At 52.4% G+C, this 20,477-nt stretch carries 24 protein-coding genes; 23 read left to right on the forward strand and 1 reads right to left on the reverse strand.

The window, feature by feature from the left end; genetic code table 11:
- Window position 1: 1 nt before the first annotated feature.
- Entirely contained in the window at window positions 2-1,165 is a 1,164-nt protein-coding gene (locus M3194_RS05760; protein ID WP_251652362.1) for an ROK family protein, read from the reverse strand.
- Between the two features lie 210 nt (window positions 1,166-1,375).
- Between M3194_RS05760 and M3194_RS05765 the strand changes: the two genes are divergently transcribed.
- The 23 genes from M3194_RS05765 to M3194_RS05875 all read left to right on the forward strand — a co-directional run bounded on the left by M3194_RS05765 (window position 1,376) and on the right by M3194_RS05875 (window position 20,452).
- Window positions 1,376-2,644 (forward strand): nickel pincer cofactor-dependent isomerase, group 22, encoded by a 1,269-nt coding sequence (locus M3194_RS05765; protein ID WP_251652363.1) that lies wholly within the window; start codon window positions 1,376-1,378, stop codon window positions 2,642-2,644.
- Between the two features lie 27 nt (window positions 2,645-2,671).
- Window positions 2,672-3,445: an SDR family oxidoreductase gene (locus M3194_RS05770; RefSeq protein WP_251652365.1), complete on the forward strand. Its 774-nt coding sequence runs from the start codon at window positions 2,672-2,674 to the stop codon at window positions 3,443-3,445.
- An 8-nt stretch (window positions 3,446-3,453) separates the two neighbouring features.
- Window positions 3,454-4,263: an ATP-dependent sacrificial sulfur transferase LarE gene (gene larE / locus M3194_RS05775; protein ID WP_251652367.1), complete on the forward strand. Its 810-nt coding sequence runs from the start codon at window positions 3,454-3,456 to the stop codon at window positions 4,261-4,263.
- A 69-nt stretch (window positions 4,264-4,332) separates the two neighbouring features.
- Window positions 4,333-5,805 carry a gluconokinase gene (locus M3194_RS05780; protein WP_251652369.1) on the forward strand — a complete coding sequence of 491 codons (1,473 nt, stop codon included), beginning with the start codon at window positions 4,333-4,335 and terminating at the stop codon, window positions 5,803-5,805.
- A 27-nt stretch (window positions 5,806-5,832) separates the two neighbouring features.
- Window positions 5,833-6,591 (forward strand): nickel pincer cofactor biosynthesis protein LarB, encoded by a 759-nt coding sequence (larB, locus tag M3194_RS05785; protein WP_251652370.1) that lies wholly within the window; start codon window positions 5,833-5,835, stop codon window positions 6,589-6,591.
- A complete protein-coding gene (gene larC / locus M3194_RS05790; RefSeq protein ID WP_251652372.1) occupies window positions 6,588-7,508 on the forward strand; it encodes a nickel pincer cofactor biosynthesis protein LarC in 921 nt (306 codons plus the stop codon). The genes larB and larC overlap by 4 nt, the downstream gene beginning before the upstream one ends.
- 26 nt (window positions 7,509-7,534) lie before the next feature.
- A complete protein-coding gene (gene larC2, locus M3194_RS05795) occupies window positions 7,535-8,023 on the forward strand; it encodes a nickel pincer cofactor biosynthesis protein LarC2 (RefSeq protein ID WP_251652374.1) in 489 nt (162 codons plus the stop codon).
- Between the two features lie 11 nt (window positions 8,024-8,034).
- Window positions 8,035-8,679 carry a HupE/UreJ family protein gene (locus tag M3194_RS05800; RefSeq protein WP_251652376.1) on the forward strand — a complete coding sequence of 215 codons (645 nt, stop codon included), beginning with the start codon at window positions 8,035-8,037 and terminating at the stop codon, window positions 8,677-8,679.
- Window positions 8,680-8,898: 219 nt separating this feature from the next.
- Complete coding sequence (locus tag M3194_RS05805) at window positions 8,899-9,243, forward strand: hypothetical protein (protein ID WP_251652378.1); 345 nt, start codon at window positions 8,899-8,901, stop codon at window positions 9,241-9,243.
- Between the two features lie 207 nt (window positions 9,244-9,450).
- Complete coding sequence (locus M3194_RS05810) at window positions 9,451-9,900, forward strand: hypothetical protein (RefSeq protein WP_251652380.1); 450 nt, start codon at window positions 9,451-9,453, stop codon at window positions 9,898-9,900.
- Window positions 9,893-10,153, forward strand: a complete 261-nt coding sequence (locus tag M3194_RS05815; RefSeq protein ID WP_251652382.1) for a hypothetical protein — start codon at window positions 9,893-9,895, stop codon at window positions 10,151-10,153. Before M3194_RS05810 ends, M3194_RS05815 begins: the two co-directional genes overlap by 8 nt.
- Before the next feature lies 1 nt (window position 10,154).
- Window positions 10,155-11,510 (forward strand): phage tail sheath family protein, encoded by a 1,356-nt coding sequence (locus tag M3194_RS05820; RefSeq protein WP_251652384.1) that lies wholly within the window; start codon window positions 10,155-10,157, stop codon window positions 11,508-11,510.
- Between the two features lie 3 nt (window positions 11,511-11,513).
- Window positions 11,514-11,963: a phage tail tube protein gene (locus tag M3194_RS05825; RefSeq protein WP_091187394.1), complete on the forward strand. Its 450-nt coding sequence runs from the start codon at window positions 11,514-11,516 to the stop codon at window positions 11,961-11,963.
- Between the two features lie 29 nt (window positions 11,964-11,992).
- Complete coding sequence (locus M3194_RS05830) at window positions 11,993-12,430, forward strand: phage tail assembly chaperone (protein ID WP_251652386.1); 438 nt, start codon at window positions 11,993-11,995, stop codon at window positions 12,428-12,430.
- An 84-nt stretch (window positions 12,431-12,514) separates the two neighbouring features.
- On the forward strand, window positions 12,515-12,664 hold the full coding sequence (locus M3194_RS05835; protein WP_251652388.1) for a hypothetical protein: 150 nt from the start codon (window positions 12,515-12,517) through the stop codon (window positions 12,662-12,664).
- The gene (locus tag M3194_RS05840) at window positions 12,637-15,708 is read left to right on the forward strand and encodes a phage tail family protein (RefSeq protein ID WP_251652390.1); all 3,072 of its coding nucleotides are present in this window, start codon (window positions 12,637-12,639) and stop codon (window positions 15,706-15,708) included. Before M3194_RS05835 ends, M3194_RS05840 begins: the two co-directional genes overlap by 28 nt.
- Window positions 15,698-16,348 carry a LysM peptidoglycan-binding domain-containing protein gene (locus tag M3194_RS05845; RefSeq protein WP_251652392.1) on the forward strand — a complete coding sequence of 217 codons (651 nt, stop codon included), beginning with the start codon at window positions 15,698-15,700 and terminating at the stop codon, window positions 16,346-16,348. The genes M3194_RS05840 and M3194_RS05845 overlap by 11 nt, the downstream gene beginning before the upstream one ends.
- Complete coding sequence (locus M3194_RS05850; protein ID WP_251652394.1) at window positions 16,345-17,307, forward strand: XkdQ/YqbQ family protein; 963 nt, start codon at window positions 16,345-16,347, stop codon at window positions 17,305-17,307. The genes M3194_RS05845 and M3194_RS05850 overlap by 4 nt, the downstream gene beginning before the upstream one ends.
- Before the next feature lie 25 nt (window positions 17,308-17,332).
- Window positions 17,333-17,812, forward strand: coding sequence for a DUF2577 family protein (locus tag M3194_RS05855; protein WP_251652395.1), 480 nt, complete (start codon window positions 17,333-17,335; stop codon window positions 17,810-17,812).
- Window positions 17,813-17,829: 17 nt separating this feature from the next.
- Window positions 17,830-18,288, forward strand: a complete 459-nt coding sequence (locus tag M3194_RS05860) for a DUF2577 family protein (protein WP_251652397.1) — start codon at window positions 17,830-17,832, stop codon at window positions 18,286-18,288.
- 25 nt (window positions 18,289-18,313) lie between these two features.
- Window positions 18,314-18,715 (forward strand): DUF2634 domain-containing protein, encoded by a 402-nt coding sequence (locus tag M3194_RS05865; RefSeq protein ID WP_251652399.1) that lies wholly within the window; start codon window positions 18,314-18,316, stop codon window positions 18,713-18,715.
- 1 nt (window position 18,716) lies between these two features.
- Window positions 18,717-19,727, forward strand: coding sequence for a baseplate J/gp47 family protein (locus M3194_RS05870; RefSeq protein WP_251652401.1), 1,011 nt, complete (start codon window positions 18,717-18,719; stop codon window positions 19,725-19,727).
- A complete protein-coding gene (locus M3194_RS05875; RefSeq protein WP_251652403.1) occupies window positions 19,724-20,452 on the forward strand; it encodes a hypothetical protein in 729 nt (242 codons plus the stop codon). The genes M3194_RS05870 and M3194_RS05875 overlap by 4 nt, the downstream gene beginning before the upstream one ends.
- The last annotated feature ends 25 nt before the right edge of the window (window positions 20,453-20,477 follow it).

Consider the following 20,477-nt stretch of genomic DNA (forward strand, 5'->3'; position numbering starts at 1 on the left):
GTTAACCTTTGTAGGGCAGGTTCAATACGGGAACCTGCAAGAAGTTCTGGATCGCTAAGGCGCAAGCGCCCAGCGCGCAGGATTTTTTGCCGATTGTGGAGATTTTAATCTCCCGGTAATGACTGACTCTGGAGTTCAAATTCTGTTCAATGATACGCAGGGAATCCGGATAAATCCGTAGCAATTCACTGTCCAGTACAACGACCTCAGGGTTATAAATATTGATAATGTTGTTTAACCCGATCGAGAGATAGTAGATGAACTGCTCCATTATCTCAGTCACTTCTTGATCCTTATCCCGGATCCAGCGTTCGATATGCGCATAAGTGATTTCAACATCCGGTTTCCCGGCACGAAGCAGCTGGAGCACGCTTGTCTCGGAAGCATATTTCTCCCAGCAGCCTTTATTGCCGCAATTGCACGGCTGGCCGCCCGGTACAACAATCATATGGCCAATCTCCCCGGCAAAGCCGTCTCGTCCCCGGAAGAAGGAGTCGTTAATCATCATTCCCATCCCAATACCGGAGTACAGTGTTACGCTTAGCAGATCGTCTGTCTCATGATGGAAAAAGACGCGCTCTGCGAAGGCGCTTAGGTTGGCGTTATTCTCGAGCTTTACTTCAAGGCCAAGCGCATGCTCGAGATCGCGCTTCAGCGGAACATCATGCCAGTCGAAGGAAGGAATATAGTGGATCACTTCATCCGTGGATACAAGGCCGTGAATGGCGATAACGATGCCGATAATGCCGTGCCGGCTTGCTGCAAACCGCTCCCGATAATGCTTGATTTGAGCAATCAGCAGGGACAGAATGTCAGGGTAGGAAGTGGTCTGCAGCTTTATCGTGTCGGACAGGACAAGCGAGCCTTGAAGATCGGATATCGCAAAGGAGATCTGGTCAAATTCCAGATCGATGCCTATCGCGTAACCTGCCTCAGCATTAATGGTTAGCATAATCGGCTTGCGTCCAACCAAGTTATACTCGATCTCCTTCTCAACCACTAACTCTTCGTCGAGCAGATCGGCTACTTGGCCGGATACGGTCGCCCGGGTGAGGGCGGTTGCTTTGGATACATCGGCTCTGGACAGCATGCCTTCCTTCAATATTTCCTTCAGAATCAGAGAACGATTCATTTTCTTTATATAAGAAGCATCTCCGGTAATCATTTATGGTTTCCTCCTAAAAAGAATCGTCACGCGCTTTTTGTGACGATTCTTTACTTCGTAAGCATAAGCTTAAAGAATCGTCACGCGCTTTTCGTGGCGATTCTTACTTCGTTCGTTGACAATGAGGTTGGTGCTTGATACATTGATAATACAATTAATTCGTTTAATAAACAAACAAATTATTCGGGACGAATGGGAGTGATGAGAAGGATGGGTATTTTGCAGGATCTGGTCAAAGACATACCAATTCCACGCATGGCCAAGGTGAAGGTGAACTTTGATGATACGAAGATTGACGACATCGCAGGCGAGCTTCTGCCTAAGCTTCAGCGAGAGCAAATAATAAGCCGGGTTAAGCCGGGCATGGAGATTGCTATCGCCGTTGGCAGCCGCGGGCTGGACCGTCTGGTGGAAATTACGGCGGTTACCGTACAATTTCTGAAGGATGCCGGGGCGAAGCCGTTTATCGTTCCAAGCATGGGAAGCCATGGCGGCGCTACTGCAGAGGGTCAGCGTGAAGTGTTGGCGCATCTGGGAGTGACCGAGGAAACCGTCAAATGCGAGATTCGTTCCTCCATGGAGGTTATTCAGCTTGGAGAGCTTCCGAATGGCCTTCCCGTTTATATTGATAAATTCGCTGCGGCAGCGGACGGCATTGTCGTGATTAACCGGGTTAAGCCGCATACGGCGTTTAGAGGCAATGTGGAAAGCGGTATCATGAAGATGATCAGCATCGGCCTTGGCAAGCAAAGAGGGGCGGAAGCGTGCCACCAGCTTGGCTTCAAATATATGGCCGAGAATGTCCCGGCTATGGCGAAGCTCATTATGGAGCAAAAGCCCGTGTTGTTTGGCGTAGCCTCGATTGAGAACGCTTTTGACAAAGTAAGGTTCATTGAAACGCTGACGCCGGATGAGATTGTAGAGCGTGAGCCGCAATTCCTCGCACAAGCGAAAGAGCTTCTGCCAAAGCTGTTTTTCGACCAGCTGGATGTCCTGATTATTGACCAGATCGGCAAGAACATCAGCGGCGACGGAATGGATCCGAATATTACCGGCCGCTATCCGACTCCTTATGCCCATGGCGGACCGGATGTGAACAAGATGGCGGTACTCGACCTGACGCATCAGACGGAAGGCAACGCTAACGGCGTAGGAACGGCAGATTTTACGACGCAGCGTCTTGTCGACAAGATGGATCTGGAGAAAACGTATGCGAACGGTCTCACGTCAACGGTCGTGGCGCCAACGAAGATTGCCACAACCCTTCCGAACGACCGAGAAACGATTCAAGCTTCGATTAAGACCTGCAATATCTTGCATTTTGACCAGGTGAAGATGGTGCGGATTAAGAACACGCTCGAGATTGGCGAGATCGAAGTGTCGGAAGCGCTTCTTGAATATGTAAAGCATCATCCGCGAATGGAAGTTGCAGTAGACTTATATGAGCTTGAGTTTGACAGTAACGGGAATTTGTTCTAGATCCGAGATAACGGGGAGAGATTAGACATGACATCGAATTTATTTGATTTGACGGGGAAAACAGCGGCCGTTATTGGCGGTAACAGCGTGCTTGGCTCATCGATGGCTGCGGGCCTAGCCGCTCATGGAGCGCATGTGGCTATTGTTGGTCGCAATCTGGAGAAAACGCAGGATGTTGTAGATTCCATAATTAGCAGCGGCGGCCGAGCAAAGGCGTTCCAGGCGGATGTCGTGTCGAAGGATTCCTTGCTGCAGGTACAGTCCGAGATTGAGGCGTGGAGAGGCGGATGCGATATCCTGCTGAACGCGCCGGGCAAGAATAGCGCAACTCCATTCTTCGAGCTGGAGATGGAGGAGTGGGATGACATTATGGAGGTCAATCTGAAAGGGATTGTGCTCACCTGCCAGATCTTTGCCAAGCGGATGATTGAACAGCAGCGGACGGGCAGCATTATTAACATTTCGTCTGTATCATCTACTACGCCGTTGTCCAGAGTGTTTACTTACTCCGTGTCCAAGGCTGGACTTAACAGTGTAACGCAGTTCCTGGCCCGCGAATTCGCCGAGCAGGGAATTCGGGTGAATGCTATTATTCCGGGGTTCTTCCCGGCGGAGCAGAATCGTAAAATCTTAAGCGAGGAACGCGTTGCCTCCATTATGAGCCATACGCCGATGAACCGGTTCGGAACACCGGAAGAGCTGCAAGGCGCAGCCGTATGGCTGGCTTCGGAGAAAGCATCGGGCTTCGTAACGGGAACATTGGTCCGCGTCGACGGCGGTTTCGGCAGCATGACGATCTAGAGAGGGGAATGGGAGTGCCGACTGATAAGTACGTAGCGTTGCAGGATATTCTCCGCGAGATGGGATCGGTTGTTGTGGCCTTCTCCGGAGGGGTGGACAGCACCTTTTTGTTAAAAGCGGCCGTAGAAACGTTAGGAGCAGAGCATGTGCTCGCCGTCACGGCCGATTCGGAGACTTATCCGACCAGCGAGCTGGAGGAAGCGAAGCAGCTGGCGAAGCTGATCGGCGTGCGGCATGAAGTGATCTCGACTTCGGAGCTTGCGATTCCGGGTTATGCGGAGAACAATAAGAACCGTTGTTATTTTTGCAAAAGCAGCTTGTTTGATCATCTGGCACCGCTGCTGGAAGAACGTTCTTTTGCCAATCTCGTGTACGGCGTTATTGCGGATGACAAGAACGAACACCGTCCCGGCATGCAGGCAGCGAAGGAAAGAGGCGTGAGAGGCCCTTTGCTTGAGGCGGATTTATATAAGCAAGAGATCAGGGAATTGTCCAATGCTTTTGGCCTGCCGACATGGGATAAACCGTCGTTTGCTTGCCTGTCCTCCCGGATCGCGTATGGCGAACGGATAACAAACGAGAAGCTTCTGAAGGTAGAACGCGCGGAGGCTTACTTGAAATCGCTCCGTATTCGCCAGGTACGCGTGCGTACTCACGACGAGATTGCTAGAATAGAGGTAGAACCTGGCGATATGCCGCTTGTTCTCGCCCATCACGGAGCTATAGTGGAGCAGCTTCAAGCCTTTGGTTATAAATACGTAACCCTTGACCTGCTGGGATACAAGAGCGGCAGCATGAATCGATCGCTTAATCTATAATTTTGGCCAAAAACGTTTGCTGCTCCTCCTAAGGACGGCGCAGCCGTTTAAGCTTGGGGGAAAAGTCGAATGTCAAAATACGTAATGGGGCTTGATCTGGGCACCACCAGTGCCAAAGCCTGTATCTTTAACCGGGTAGGCCATCTCGTTGCGGAAGCGGAGGAGCTTGTCCTCTCCGAATATCCGAAGGTAGGCTGGGTCCAGCAGGATGCTGCCGCTATCGAGCGCTCGGCCGTTCTGGCCGTGAAGAATGTCGTTCAGAAAGCAGGCATTGCCAAGGATGAGATTGCCGTAATCGGCTTCTCCGCGGCTATGCACTCTCTTGTGCCGGTGAGCGAAGAGGGCATGCCCTTATCTCCCGCGTTTATCTGGTCCGACGGAAGAGGTACCGATCAGGTTGACCGGTTGACGGAAGTAGAGCGGCAACAGTTCTATACGCGCACGGGTACACCGGTTCATCCGATGACACCCTTCATGAAGCTGCTATGGATGAAGGAAACCGGCTTCGAGCCTTATCATCAGGCTGCTTATTTCATGTCCATTAAGGAATACCTGATCTATTGCTGGTTTGGGAAAAGGGTCATAGATTACTCCATGGCATCCGCTACCGGCTTATTTAATCCCTCCGTTCTCGAATGGGATAAAGATATCCTTGAGCTGGCGGGCATCCGTGCTGCCCAGTTATCGGAGATTGTAGCTCCCACAACGTTATTGGGAACGATCAAGGAAGAAATTGCAGCGGAGATGGGCATTGCTTCTGCGGTACCCGTGGCTATCGGTGCAGCCGACGGCCAGCTGGCCAATCTGGGGATTGGCGCGCTTCTGCCGGGAGAGGTTGCGGTATCGGTCGGAACAAGCGGTGCAATCCGGCAGGTAACGAATGAAGCGAAAGTGAGCAGCCGCGGCGAGACGTTTTGTTATTCTTTTACAGAGGATTCCTATATTATAGGCGGTCCTACGAATAATGGCGGCATCGCGCTCCAATGGCTGAAGCAGCTATTGAACGATCAAGGCAGCTACGAGAGCTTCCTTGCGGAAGCCGGACAATCGGCTCCCGGAGCGGAAGGTCTGCTGTTCCTCCCGTACATTAACGGGGAGAGGGCGCCGCTGTGGAATCAACGGGCGAGAGGCAACTTTTACGGAATGACGGTAGCTCATACAAAGGCGCATTATGTTCGCGCCGTACTGGAAGGGATAACGTTCAATCTCTATCAGATTGGACGAGCTCTCGAGCAGCTTGCAGGTCCTTCGCGGAAAATATATGTGAACGGCGGCTTGGCGCGCTCGCCAATCTGGCTGCAGATGATGGCAGATATTTTTGATGCGGAGATTTATGTCTCCGAGAATCATCACAGCGCAGCTTGGGGAGCGGCTTGGATAGGACTTGTAGCCATCGGGGAAGAGAAAGATTTGGCTTCAATTAAGCAGAATATCCCGATGGGCCAAGCGGTTCTTCCCAACCAGGAGAACAGCCTGGTGTATAAGGCCGTTTATGAACGATACGAGAAATTGGCAGCTAGTATTGCAGCATTGTTCGAATAGATCCGATGCGGTTTAAGAGGTGAATACATGCTAGAAGATGTGCTGAGACAGGTGCAGGACGGCAGGCTTAGCGCGGAGGAGGCGGCCAAACAACTGGCGACCTTCGAGAATCTGGGCTTTGCCAAGGTTGATCATCACCGCAAGAAACGCCAAGGCTTCCCTGAGATTGTGTACGGCGAGGGCAAGACGGCAGAGCATATTATCGGAATTGCCAAGTCATTGCAGGCGCAAAATCATGAGGTGTTGATTACCCGGGTGTCTCGGGAAAAGGCGGAGCAGATCCGAAGCAGCTGCCCTGAATATAACTATGATCCTGTAGCCAAAGTGCTGTTCTGGAAGCATTCGGATAATCAGGAGAGCAGGCTTAAAGGATACGTAGCCGTATTGGCAGCCGGGACATCGGATTTAGCCGTCGCGGAAGAAGCGGCCGTTACGGCCGAAGTGCTGGGGAGCCAAGTGCGCCGTTTCTATGATGTTGGAGTTGCGGGCATTCACCGCCTGCTGCATCACGCGGAAGAGATTCAGCAGGCAGCCGTTTCGGTTGTTGTTGCCGGAATGGAAGGGGCGCTGCCAAGCGTGGTTGGCGGGCTTGTCGCCCATCCGGTTATTGCGGTTCCGACAAGCGTAGGCTACGGCGCGAGCTTCAATGGACTGTCGGCGCTCCTTACCATGCTGAATTCATGCGCGTCCGGCATCAGCGTCGTCAATATCGACAACGGATTTGGCGGCGGTTACAACGCTGCCTTGATCCATCAGCTTATTAACAAAGGAGCCGCTGGCTTATGAAAACCTTATATATAGACTGCTTTTCCGGCATTAGCGGAGATATGTTTATCGGCGCTCTTCTGGATGCAGGCGGAGATGCGGTGCAACTGCAGGAGGAGTTGAAGAAGCTCCAGATCAATGACGAGTATGCCTTGATCTGGAAGCATGTGATGAAGAACGGTATCAAAGCGACGAAGTTTGATATTGAGCTGAAGCATGAGGAGCATAGTCATAAGCACGATCATGCGCACGGACATGATCACGATCACGGCCACAGTCACGATCACGGCCACAGTCACGATCATAGTCACAGTCATGATCACGGCCACGGCCACAGCCACAGCCACAGCCACAGCCACAGCCACAGCCACGATCATAGTCACAGTCATGATCACACACACAATCATGATCACGGCCATCACCACCATGATCACCGCGCGTACAAGGACATCGTCCAGCTTATCGAGAAGTCAGCTTTGGCTGATCCGGTCAAGCAAACGGCGCTGCGGATTTTCAAGAAAATCGGAGAGGCCGAAGGCAAGATTCACGGCCTGCCGCTGGAACAGGTTCATTTTCACGAGGTAGGCGCCGTCGATTCCATCGTTGATATCGTTGGCGCTGCCATTCTGCTTCATCAGCTGCAGATTACAACGGTGAAATGTGCTCCCGTACCGGTTGGGGTTGGCCGAATTCGTATCGACCATGGCATTTATCCGGTGCCTGCGCCGGCAACGCTGGAAATGCTGAAAGGCATTCCGATTGAGCAGTCGGCAATCCGGGCGGAGCTGACTACGCCTACCGGTGCTGCTATTGCGGCGGTGCTTGCGGAGAGCTTTGGACCCATGCCTTCGTTCAAGGTTGAGGCTATCGGTTATGGTGCGGGGACAAAAACGTTCCCGGATCAGCCGAATGTGCTGCGCGTCGTAATTGGCGAATAGTTGCGCTAGATAGGAGTCGTGCGTAGATGAATAACCATCCGGCATATGAGCATGAAGACAGCGGCATGATCAAGATGGAAGTAAACCTGGACGATATACCGGGCGAATGGCTTGGTTACGTGATGGACTTGCTATTTGAGGAAGGCGCCAACGATGTGTTTTACACTCCGATCTATATGAAGAAGAACAGGCCGGGGACGATGCTCCAGCTGTTGTGCGCGAGGGAAAAGGCAGATGCCATGAAGGACATCCTGTTCCGGGAGACAACAACGCTGGGCATCCGGTATTATCCGCTGACGGTTCACCGGCTGGAGCGGGTATTCGAGAAGGTTCAGACAGAGTGGGGGCCTGTCACCGTCAAGAAAGGCCTCTATAACGGAGAGGTTGTCCAATGGGCGCCCGAGTACGAGGATTGTAAGCAGATTGCGAATTCTATTGGCATCCCTCTTAAACAAGTTTATGATAGAGTTCGGATGGAACAAAATGGGTATAGAGAAAGAGACAAAAACCTTTAGGAGGATCATGGATGGGGAGTTTAATAACGGTACTGCTTCTTGGCCTGGTATTGGGAATTAAGCATTCGATCGAACCCGATCATATTATCGCGGTCTCAACGATGGTCAGCAATCAGAAGAAGCTGTGGCGCTCTACGTTAACGGGGATATTCTGGGGAATCGGGCATACCAGCACGTTGTTCATCGTTGGCATGGTGCTCGTCCTGTTAAAGGGGGAGCTGCCGGAAGTATGGGCGATGTCTTTGGAGTTTCTGGTCGGAATTATGCTGGTGTATCTGGGCTTCAAGAACTTTGTATCGGTTAAAGCCGCTTACCGGCAATCTCACCAGCACGACAGGTCCTCTCTCGTAAAAGTAACGGTGATCGGATTTATACATGGCCTCGCCGGAAGCGCCGCCATGGTTATTCTGACCTTGTCGACAGTTGAATCTGTGTGGGAGTGCGCATTGTACATTCTGGTGTTTGGCATCGGAACGATTACGGGTATGCTGATCTTCACAACCCTGTTAGGCATTCCTTTTGTGTACAGCAAGTCGAGCATAAGGTGGAACCGCGGCCTGATGCAGGCTGCCGGCACCGTAAGCTTTTTATTCGGGATTTATTATATGTACAACCTTGGGGTTACGGAGGGGCTGTTTGAGTTATGGGTGAAATAACGAAATAACCGCTCGTCAAGGCAAGAGAACGGGAAGAGATCATGGCGTTCCATGATGGTACTCCCGTATTTTTGCGTTTATAGGAAGCCGTTCTATATAGTCCTAAGGAACTGTACACAAAACAGAATAATTTGGTAAAATTAGTATTACCTTTAAATGGATGGTGATGATCAGATAGGTAAGACAGACTATTTTGATGCCGATGGAGGAATGTAGAGCATGCTGCTGCAAGACCATGTTGAGGTGAAAGAATCCGATCGCCAGAAAGTGAAGCAGCTGCTGAGAGCTTACCCGTCAATGAAAGCGATAGTCGATATTTCCGTGTGGGATCATAGGGTTGACCAAATTGCTGAATATGCCGGAAAATGCAAAGCGATCGAACGGGCGCTGGAGGCGCTGCCTTATGAAGGAAAGGAAATTTTGACCCGGTGTTTTTTTGAGCAGAAAAAGGATAAATACATATATGAATTCGTGCTGAAGATACCAAAGAGTACTTATGATGTCTACAAATCGAGAGCGATCCATACGATATCCTCCATTTTAAAAGCAGCCAATATGATCTAACATACGATAGCGAAAACACAAGCTTCCTTCGGGGAGCTTTTTTTATGCCTTTTTTTGCTGGCCGGAGGCTCATCGCCCTTGTCCTGAACAAAAACGAGGCATTCCTTAGGCAGATCTGGTACGCAACTCATACAAGGGATGTACCGAAAGTAAGCCCTGCTCGGCTTACACTGAAACAGATTACCTTCCATAAGGGGCTGATCGATTTTGTTTGCGGATATTCATTCGATTGCGGCCTTTTGCGGGAACCTTATCAGCGCTGAAATGTACATCGGCGATGTTCCCGAAGAGAAGACGATTCCGGCCTTGGCTTTTCCGCCGCCCCGAATCGTAGACGGTCCGGGCAACCTGGCATCATTCCGCAAGACGTACACGCTGATCGTCAAGGTGTTCGAAGACACCGACAGCAAGGCCTTCATGGCTGCGGAGCGTATTGCGGATGCCATCCGCTACCCCCGTTACCGGATCCCTTGCCTGACTGAGGATGGAACGGCTACGGGCGAGTTCATTCGGATCGACAAGCTGGACCTGCAGATGGGCGGTACGGGCGAAGCTCAATTAACGCTGGAGTGGTCCAGACAGATTGGTTTTGAAAGGGAGTCGTACGAGAAAGTAAATACCTTAACGGTTATGGAAAGGGTGAAAAGCGATGCCTAGACCAAGGAAAAGCGAAGTTCAGCCGCCGCCGGCACAAGCGTCCGCAGAAGCAATCGAGAGCGCAACGGTTGCTGGAGCGGAAATAGCGGAGACGCGATATTCTGCACAAAGTTTGCGCCGTAATGCGCGGGAGCTGTTCCGGGTTAATCCGGAAGTGGTTGACGGGGCTCTATACGGAACGAGCGCTCAAGAGCTTACCATTGCGGAAGCGCAAACGTTAATTAAAGCCTATTTGCAAAGGGAGGTTCGTTAAGATGGCGGGAGGAACATGGATTCAAGGCGTAGAGAAGGTAAGGCCCGGTCTGTATATGAATTTCAAAATCGCGGCGCTGGAGCGGATTAAATCCGGCGAGCGCGGAACGGTGACCATGCCCCTTGAGCTGAGCTGGGGACAGTCGCGTACGTTCCTGAAGATTGAGACCGACAGCGATGTGCTGGAGCTGCTGGGCTATGACATCAATGATCCCAAGGTGATCAAGGTCCGCGAAGCGAAAAAGCGGGCAAAGACGCTGCTTATCTATAGGCTGAACGAAGGAGACCGCGCAAAAGCGACATTTGGCACCGATCCAAACGTTACGACGGCAACCGCCGTACATACAGGCATCCGAGGCAATGATATTGCGATTGCATCGGAGGATGATCCATCCGGCGCTGCGAAGAAGCTGGTCAAGACGCTCGTAAGCGGCCGCGTTGTTGATCAGCAGCTCGTCAGCAGCGCATCGGAGCTGAAGCCCAATGCCTGGGTTACGTTCTCGGGCGCAGCCGGCGTTGACAAGACGGCTGGCGCTCCGCTTACCGGCGGCACTGACGCGGCGGTAAAAGGCGAGGACCATACGGCCTATCTGGAAGCAACGGAGACGCAGCATTTTGATGTCATCGCCTATCCGTTCTCGGATCCTGGGTTGAAAATTTCGTTCATCTCGTTTATCAAGCGGATGCGCGAGGAAGAAGGCAAGAAGATTCAAGGCGTGATCGCATCGCCGGTGAATAACGGGGCGTTCGCCAATATCTCGGACTATGAGGGGATCGTGAGCGTGGGGAATGGCGTGGTCCTGCTGGACGGATCATCGCTTAGCGCGCTTGATGCCGTTGCTTGGGTAGCGGGCGCAACCGCCGGCGCTTCCATCATCCAGTCCAATACGTACAGCGCTTATGAAGGGGCCGTAGACGCCAATCCCCGACTGAAGAACAGCCAGGTGATCGAAGCGCTTAAGAAAGGCCAGTTCGTCTTTGTCCATGACGGCGTGAAGGTGAAGGTGGAGCAGGATCTTAACTCTCTCGTTTCCTATTCGCAGACGCGTAACGGCCGTTTCTCCAAGAACCGCGTAGTCCGTGTCCTGGACGCGATCGCGAATGATTTTGCCCGCGTGGCGAATGACAGCTATATTGGCAAAATCGATAATAACGGGGACGGACATGCGCTTCTGAAGGCCGCCGCCAACCAGTATTTACGCGATCTCCAAGACGCCGGCGCCATTCAGAACGTTGATTTCATCAAGGATTTCGAGATTGATACCGTTCGCTCGGTTGGAGATGAGGTCTACGTTAATTTGGGCATACAGCCGGTTGATAGCATGGAGAAATTCTTCTTTACAGTGGAGGTGCGATAAGCCATGGCAAAATTCCGTGCGGATAATACGATTAACGGCCGGGAAGCAAGATTGTTCATTGACAGCGAGGAAATCGGATACGCCAAATCGTTTGAGGCGACGATCGAGAAGAACAAGGTGGATGTGGCGGTTCTCGGCAACCGCTGGCTTGGCAAGAAGACGACTTCCTTAAGCGGTACGGGGACGCTGACCCTCTATAAAGTAACAACGAAGTTCTCGAAAATGCTGCTGGAGTACGCAACGACGGGCAAGGATGTCTATTTCACGCTGCAAGGCGTGCTCGATGATCCGGGTGCCGGACGCGGTACAGAGCGAATAACGCTGCTCAACTGCAATATTGATTCGGTGAAGATCGGCCAGTTCAACGTTGAAGCAGAGGTCCTGGAGGAAGAAATTCCGTTTACCTTCGAAGGGGCGGAAATTCCGGAGGCGCTTAAGGACGGCTTTGAATAATACTCTCAAATTCGGAAGGGGAATGAACCATGACAACAGCAACAAAGTCGATGAATGTATTCATGAAGGGCAAGGCGAAGCAAGCGGTAATCGAAGAGGTTGTTGTATCGCGGCGTTACGAGGACGAGGACGGCAACCCGATTCCCTTCCGTCTGAAGGCCGTAGATACGAAGCGGATTGAAGATTTGCAGGATGAATGCACGGTGCCTCAATTCAAGAAGGGCAAGAAGGTTGGCGAGGAGGTGGACTGGAAACGGTTCGCCTGCCGTCTCGCGGTTGAAACAACCGTATATCCGGATTTCCGCGATCAGGAGCTCCTAAGCAGCTATGGTCTCGTTGATCCCTGCGATCTGGTGAAGGAAATCTTGAACGTTGGCGGCGAATATGCCGAGCTTATTCAAGCGGTTCAGCGCGTCAACGGCTTTGATACCGACTTCGAAGAGCTGGTGGACGACGCAAAAAACTAATCCGCAGTGGTGATTATCATGCGCTGATCTCTCACCGGGTCTGGCAGAAGCATCATCTTGCCCCTCAGGAGCTATGGCAAATGGATGATTACCACCGGGCATTTATTTATGCTTCCGAATTCATCGAGATGGATGCGGAGCGGAAAGCTGCGCGTGCGCAAGGCCGAAGCGGGTAACGTACGCGCGGGGGAAGGAGGCGGTTATGCATGGCAGCGCCAGCCGCAGCCGCATTGACCGGTGCAGGAATTAGGTTAGCCGTAAAAAAAGGCGCTAAGAAAAAGGGAGCAGCCGTTTTTCTAAACAGCTTCAAAACCTTCAAGAAAAAGGGCCTCGGCAAGCAGGCGATGGAGTCTATCTTCGGCAAGAAAACAGCCAAAGCGCCTGCTCAAGCCGCGGAGGAAAAGAAGACAACGCTTGCGGATCACCTGAAAAGCATGCAGGAAGTGTTTGGAGGCGTAGGCGAGCATTTGAAAAGCTTTGGTACCGCTACCGTCGGTGCGGCTGCCGATCTTGAAACCGACAAAATCGGCTTCGATTTTCTGGTCAGCAAGCTGAAGCCTCGCGGGGGCAAAGGCGGGAAAGGAAAAGGTCCGGCAAACGCGGCTGCGCTGGAGAAGTCTTTTGCCGACTATTGGACGGCGCTTCGGGACAATGCCCAGACAACCGCGTTCTCGGCGGATGACGTACTCAAAGGCGGCATGCAGGCTATCAAGCTGACCAAAGGCGATACCGGCAAGGCGATGCAGCTTGTCAAGCTGGCGGAGGATATGGCTGGTTTTAACCCCGGCAAAACGGTTGCGGAGGCCATGGAAGCGATTGAGGCCGCAAACGGAAAGGATTACAAGAAGCTTGAGGAATTCGGCTTTGAATTCAAGAAGGGCAGCTGGAACAAGTTTCTGTCGGATGCGGGCAAGTGGTTCGATGGCGGATCCAAAAAGCTGAACCAGTCCGCAAGCGGCATGTGGGAGATTATTACGGAGGGCCTTAAGGGATCGCTGCAAAATGCAGGGGTAGCCGCTTTGGATCAAGTGAAGCCGATTATGCAGAGGCTTGTCACCTGGCTGACGAACGGCGGCTTCAAGAAGCTGGAGAACATCGCGGTTAAGACCGTTGATGTCCTTGTGAAAAGCTTCCTGTGGCTGGCCGATGTGCTCGGTCCGGTATTCGGCTGGCTGGAGAAGGCGCTCGATTGGATAAGTGCCAATTTCGAGACGTTAAGGCCGATTCTGAACGGATTAGTGGCAGCCTTTGCCGCGTTCACGGTCATCTCGACCGTTGCCTCCATCATCTCGGGAATTGGCGTCTTTATCGGCCTGTTATCTAATCCGATCTTCTGGATTGTAGCCGCCATCGGTCTGCTTACGGCAGCCTGGACGGGCAACTGGGGCGGCATTCAAGATAAAACCAAGGCGGCTGTTGCTTGGATTGTGTCCGCCTATAACGGATTTGTTCAGTCGATGAAGCAATTCATCGATGATACGAAGCAGCTGTTCGCCGATCTCGGAGCCTGGATGAATCAGCTTTGGCAAGATGCCGTTACCGGTGTGAAGCAGTTTGTGAATCAGCTTGTCGCAGGCACGATTGCCCGCTGGAATCAACTGGTCAGCACGGTTGCGCAGCTCGGCCGGCAGCTGCAAGCCTGGCTGTCCCAAACCTGGACCCTTATTGTATCGGCGACGAATCGGCTGCTGACACAAGCCTGGCAGTCGGTTAGCTCGGCTTTTCAAGCCGTATGGACAACGGTCTCGGGTATCATGTTGCGAATCTATCGATTCTATTCGTTGATTTGGAACGGCATGGTAAAGATCGTGACCGGAGCAGGATCGTTAATAATCGGGACGGTCCGTTCGGCCTTCCAAACGGTCAGCGGCATCATAACAGCTGCTTTCGACACGATCGCAGGCATCGGGCAGGCAGCGATGGAGATGCTTCGCGGCATATTTGCTGGCGTCTGGCAAGGAGCGGCAGGCGATCATGCGGGAGCGGTTCAGACCATTCGCAATGCGGTTATGGGAGCGCTAGGCAAAGTTGGGGGACTGCTGAGCGGCTTTGCTTCTAAGTCAATCGGCTATGCCAAATCCTTCGTAAGCGGCTATGCGGCCGGACTGGGTCAGTTGTATCAGACCGTTCAAGATGCGGTAATGCCGGTATGGCAAGCCGTAACGCAAGCCTGGGACGATATCTCAAGCTTTGTGGTTGGAGCAGCCAAAGCCATATGGTCCGGACTCCAAGCGGCGGGTAACGCCATTTCCGCTTTTACTCGCAAGGTCATTGATACGGCCGTCGACGGGATTCAGAGCGGCTTCGAGCGTGCGAGGAGCTTTGCGAGGACATTCCGGCAATGGCTCGGCAATACCATCGATGGAATCATCCAGTCGACTATGGAATCGTTTCAGTCTTTCATTCAGTTTATGGAGTCGATCGGACCGGCAATGAAGGAGTTCCTTAATCGGGCGTTTGATACCTTTGCGAACAAGGCTGTTGAAACCTTTTTCAACGTGTTAGGGGCAATTGATTCCGCTATGCGGCAGATTTGGACGATCATCGAGGACGCATTATCAAGGATTCGGCAGTTTTTCGGCAGCGTCCTGGATACGGTCACCAATGCGGTCGTGAATGCTTTTAGTACGATGTACAACTGGGCGGCGAGTTCGATGAATTCGCTATGGGGAGTCATCTCTTCCGTGCTGTCCGGGCTTGGCGAGTTTACCTTCCTTATGTGGGGAATTATGATCGGCGCCTTTGCCTGGGGAATCCGAATCGTCTATGACCTGTTGACCGGCTTTGCCCAGCAGGCGATGTCCTTCGGCACGCAGTTTATGGAAAGTCTCATTCAAGGGATTCAGTCCATGTACGGAACGCTCTTCCAGACCGTGCAGCAAATATGGGATTCCATCAAATCGATCTTCGGCAGCGCAGCGGCAACGGTGAATATGTCGGTAACGCCGATTAACGGAAGCCATAAAAATGGCCTCAACCGGGTGCCGTTCAACGGTTACGTGGCCCAGCTTCACCAGGGCGAGATGGTACTAACCTCGGATCAGGCGAATCAGTACCGCGGCGGCCAGCTGTCGGCCGAGCAGCAGAGCTCGATGCTTCAGCCGTACGGCCCATCCGGTGCCGGCTCTGTCAACAATTCGAAATCGGTGGAAATCGCGAATTTGGTAGGAGAGATACACGTTCATGACGAGGCGGACGAGAACCGTTTCATCGAGAAGCTGAAGCGGATGCTGGAAGAGGATTTGTTAACGGAAGGAGAAGGCGTCTATGCCGGTTGAGTTCTGGTTCACCTATAACAACGGAGCGGAATCGCTATGGCTGCCCGTCAATCCCTCCGAGCTGAAGGTCACGGCCGGCTCGGCGAATGAGACCGTAACCGTTCAAAGACTCGGCCAGGTGACGGTCATTCAGGATCCGGTGCTGAAGACGTACGAATTCTCTTCCCATTTTCCCCAGCATTATGGTCCGTACTGCGCCTACAAGGATATTCCTCCGCCCAAGAAAGGAATCGACCAGCTCGAGACCTGGAAGTTCAGCGGATTTCCCGTCCAATTCGTTATTATCAATCCCGAAGGGCAGAAGCTGACGGTAGCGGTGACGATAGAGTCGTTGTCTTACCGCGAGATTGCCGGGGATATCGGCAGCATCTATTATGATCTGTCACTTCGGGAGTTTAAGTATACGAAGCCGCGCACGATCGAGACCAAGGAAGAGAACGGGCAGAAGGTCGCGGAGATCAGCAGCAAGGGACAGCGTCCGAATCAGACCGTCAAGCCCAAATCCTACACAGTCAAAAAAGGCGATACGTTATGGGCCATCGACCGGATGGTTGGCGTGCCATACGAGAAAATCGCGGCAGCCAACGGCATTAAACCGCCCTATACGATCTATCCGAACCAAGTGCTGGTGATTCCATGATCCGGGTGATGCTGGTCGACAATGGAAAAACGACGGATGTCACCTCTCTTGTACAAAGCGCGGAATGGTCCGGCAGCTCGCAAAAGGCGGTGCGGAAGCTGACGGTCAGCCTGCTTCACGCCAAGGAAGGCGAATCGAGCCCTGCGATGGTCGCAAACGGAACCGGCATTATGCTGCATGACGGGGAAGAGGAACTGTTCCGAGGCATTGTGTTTAACGCGGAATACAAGCCAAGCAAGCTGAGCCTGACCGCATACGACCAATTGATCTATCTTACGAACAATAAAGACTCCTACGTGTTCAAGAGCATGAAGGCCTCCGCTATTCTAAGCAAGCTGTGCACGGACTTCTCCATTCCTGCCGGAACGATTGAGGATACCGGGCATGTGATCTCCTACATGGTATGCGACGAAGAAACGTTATTCGATATGGTGAAGAAGGCGCTTGCGATAACGTACCGGCAAAAAGGAGTACGGTATTCGCTATATTCCAAGGACGGGAACGTGCAGCTCGTGCCTTACAAGAAAAACAGCCGGAACTGGGTCATCGAGACCGGCATTAATCTCATCGATTACTCGTATGGGGAATCCATTGAAGAAACGGTTACGAAGGTGAAGCTGCAGGGCGGCGAAGAGAAGCAGACCCTTATAGCGACGGCCGAGAACAAGTCGCTGCAGAAGCAATTTGGCGTCCTGCAGCATTATGAGAAGGTTAAGGAGAAGCAGAACCGGGCCCAGCTTCAAGAAGCGGCGGATCTCTTGCTCGCGGAGAAGGGAAAGGTCAAGAAGTCGCTTAAGCTGGATGAGGTTATCGGCATATCCGAAGTCATCTCCGGCACTTCGATTGTAGTCAAAGTGCCGGAGCTCGGCATTGAGCAGACCTTTGCGGTCGAAGAGGATAATCATCAGTTTAACGGCCGGTTTCACAAGATGTCGCTGACTTTAACCGAGATGACTTGAATGGGATGGAGAGCAGGTGAGGCGCTTGTCGCTGGGAGAACTGATTAAGCAGCATAGCATGAAGAGCGCAAGGTCGCTTAAGCTGCTGGAGCTGATGGAGGCGGAGATTACGAAGGATCCTCCGGAGCTTGAGCTTAAGCTGAAGGGAAGCGATAAGCTTCTTATCCCGAAAGAGCTGATTGTGATCGCCGAGCATCTATGCGAGGTGAAGCAGTTGGTCCATCTTAAAGCGGGCAGCAAGACGGAAGTTGGCAAACAGTCTTTTGATATGACGATTACGATGATGCCGCATCCGCTGCCGCCGCCCAATAATACCCCGCATGATCATCCGTCCAAGCTGGAGGTCGCCTTGGCGGACCGGAGCTTCGAGATGAAGGAAGGCGGGCTTCATTATATCAATGACGACAAGAAGGATGATCTTCTGAAGAAGGGCGATAAGGTGATGGTGATGACCTTTGACGGAGGACAGAAATTTTTCATCATCGACCGTATTGTTCAATATTAACGAAGGCGGGTGTATCCATGTCGCTTGGGGACTTAATTAAGCAGCATAGCATGAAGAGCATTCAGGCGATGAAGCTGCCGGAGCTGATGGAAGCAGAAGTTGTCTCGGAGCCGCCCGATCTGAAGCTTAAGCTGAAGGGAAGCGACAAGCTGATTATTCCGAAGGAGCTGATCGTTGTCGCCGAGCGGCTGTGCCGGGTGAAGCGCAAAGTGAATTTGACCAATAGCGGGAAGACGACAATCGGAGCTCAGACGTTCAGCGGCAATACGGATCCGTCGCAGGCCATTCCGCATACCCATCCCTATTCGGTTGAGGTCAAGCTGGCGGACAAAGACTTTAGCCTGGAGGAAGGCGAGCTGCATTACATCAATGACGACAAGAAGGACGATCTGCTTAAGAAAGGCGATAAAGTAATGGTCATTACGTTTGAAGGCGGACAGAAGTTTTTTGTTTTCGACCGGATCGTAACTTACTAATCGCTAACAGGAAGGCGGAGAGCACATGGGGCTTACCCCCGATATCGGGTTTCCGGATGTTATCGTGAAGAAAAAGCCGGTCCTGCGCACCTACAGTCTTGATCTGGAGACGGGCGAAATCGGCCGTCAAATCGATGGACTGGATGCCATCAAGCAATTTATACATAAAGCGATTCAAACGATCCGCTTTGCTTACCCCGTTTATTCTCAGGATTACGGCTGCGAGGTGCAGCTGATGCTGGGCAAAGCGTATACGCAGGGCTTTATTCAGGTGGAAATGATCCGGATGATTACGGAAGCCCTTATCTATGATGAAAGAATCAGCCGTGTCTACGATTTCGAGATCTTGTGGGAGAACGATGAAGTGAAGACGGCCTTTAAGGTTGATTCTGCGCAAGGCATGATCCGGTACGAAGGAGTGTTGTAGCTTGAACGTTGCAAATACGCTTAGCTTCGAGTCGAAGCTGCAGCAGCTGCTTGACCGCGTAGACAACGGGCTGGACAAAAGCGAAGGCTCTATCATTTATGATGCGCTGGCGCCGATCGCCATGCAGCTGTGGATCGAGGAAAGCAAATTCCGCAGTATTCTGGAGCAGGCATTTGCCGTCACGGCCGAAGGAAGGTTCCTTGATCTTATTGCCAAGGATTACGGGCTTGACCGGACGCCCGCGGCAGCCGCATGGGTCGAGCTGACGTTTACCGGGATCGTAAACGCCGTTATTCCGGAAGGGACAACGGTCGGGATCGAGAATTCGGATATTTCCTTTGCAACCACCGGGGAGGCAGTTATAGGAAGCCAGGGCTATACGACGGTAACGGCGAGATGCAAGCAGCCGGGTGTAATTGGCAATGTCAATGCGGATACGATCCGTCTCTTATTTGATCCGGTAAAGGATATTTGGACGGTTAACAATATAAGCCCCGCAGCGGGAGGATTGAATCAAGAGCCGGACGAATCGCTGCGGGGCCGCATTTTGTACCAGAAACGAAATCCCGAGCATGGGGGTACCGAGTCGGATTACAAGCGATGGGCTTTGTCGGTGACCGGCGTTACCTATGCCGAAGCGATTAACTGCAGCCGCGGGCTTGGTACCGTTGATGTTGTAGTAGGGGCGGACGGGGATCTGGAGCATGTGTGCCTGGAGGTGCAGAAATTAATTGAGCTGAAGAAGCCCCTTGGCGTTGACGTCATCGTGAAGCCGGTTATTCCGGAGCCGATGACCGTTAAGGCGAAGGTGATTGGTCTGAATGAAGCAGCCGCGAAAAATGCGGTATACGCGTATTTGCGAACGGTTGATATCGGCGGGACGATCTACTTGTCCAAGATCGTGGCGGCATTAATTACGGCCGGCGCGACCGATGCCTCCATCATAGAGCCGAAAGCGAATCTGGAGCTGCCGATTGACAGGAGCCTTCAGGCGGAGGTGATTATCCTGTGACCTCGCCTCTTATTCAATATTTGCCTGACTACTATCATGAGAGCAGGCAGATGAATGCCATTATGGATGCGGCGGCGCCTGATATTCCCGATGTAGAAGGGCGGCTGCTCCATTCCCTGTTTTTATCCGAATCTCCGGAAGAATGGCTGTATCTGTGGAAGCAGGAGCTGCAGGAGGAAGAACGGGAAGCGCTGCTTGCCAAGCTGCGTTCTTCCGGAACCTTGAACAGGGAAACGATTGATGCGCTTGGTTTGTCAGCCCTCGAGACCTTCCGCTTAAGTCCGGACGACGGCTATACCTTATCGGGCGATGATGCCATGTTCCCGGACGGCGAGTTTTTTGGCCCGTTAATTACAGCCATCTATGTGAATCCGGAGCAGGTCGAGGTGGTCCGGAAGCTGATTCAGATCAGCGGTTTTGCCGGCTTCAAATATTGGCTCGCGGTTACGATGAAGCAGTATGTCAAGCTGGACACTCCGAAGTCCGGGACGCTGCGCAGTCTGTATCCGGGACCGGACCGGGAAACGAAGCTGAACTATGAAGAGGTGAGCGGTTATAAGGTGAGTACCGGCCTTGCGGCAACGCTATATTCCGGCAGCAAGGCCGAAGCGGAGCGGGGGGCCTGGTGGTCGCCGGGGGTGTTCTTCACCGATAACCTGTCCTTTACAGAGAAGGAGCTGCGCATTCAGCAGTCCGCTGTAACCGTTGTTCAGGCAAATCCATAGGAAAAGCTTACGAAGCAAGAATTAT

This window comes from Paenibacillus glycanilyticus (genome assembly GCF_023715145.1).
GTDB classification, from domain to species: domain Bacteria; phylum Bacillota; class Bacilli; order Paenibacillales; family Paenibacillaceae; genus Pristimantibacillus; species Pristimantibacillus glycanilyticus_A.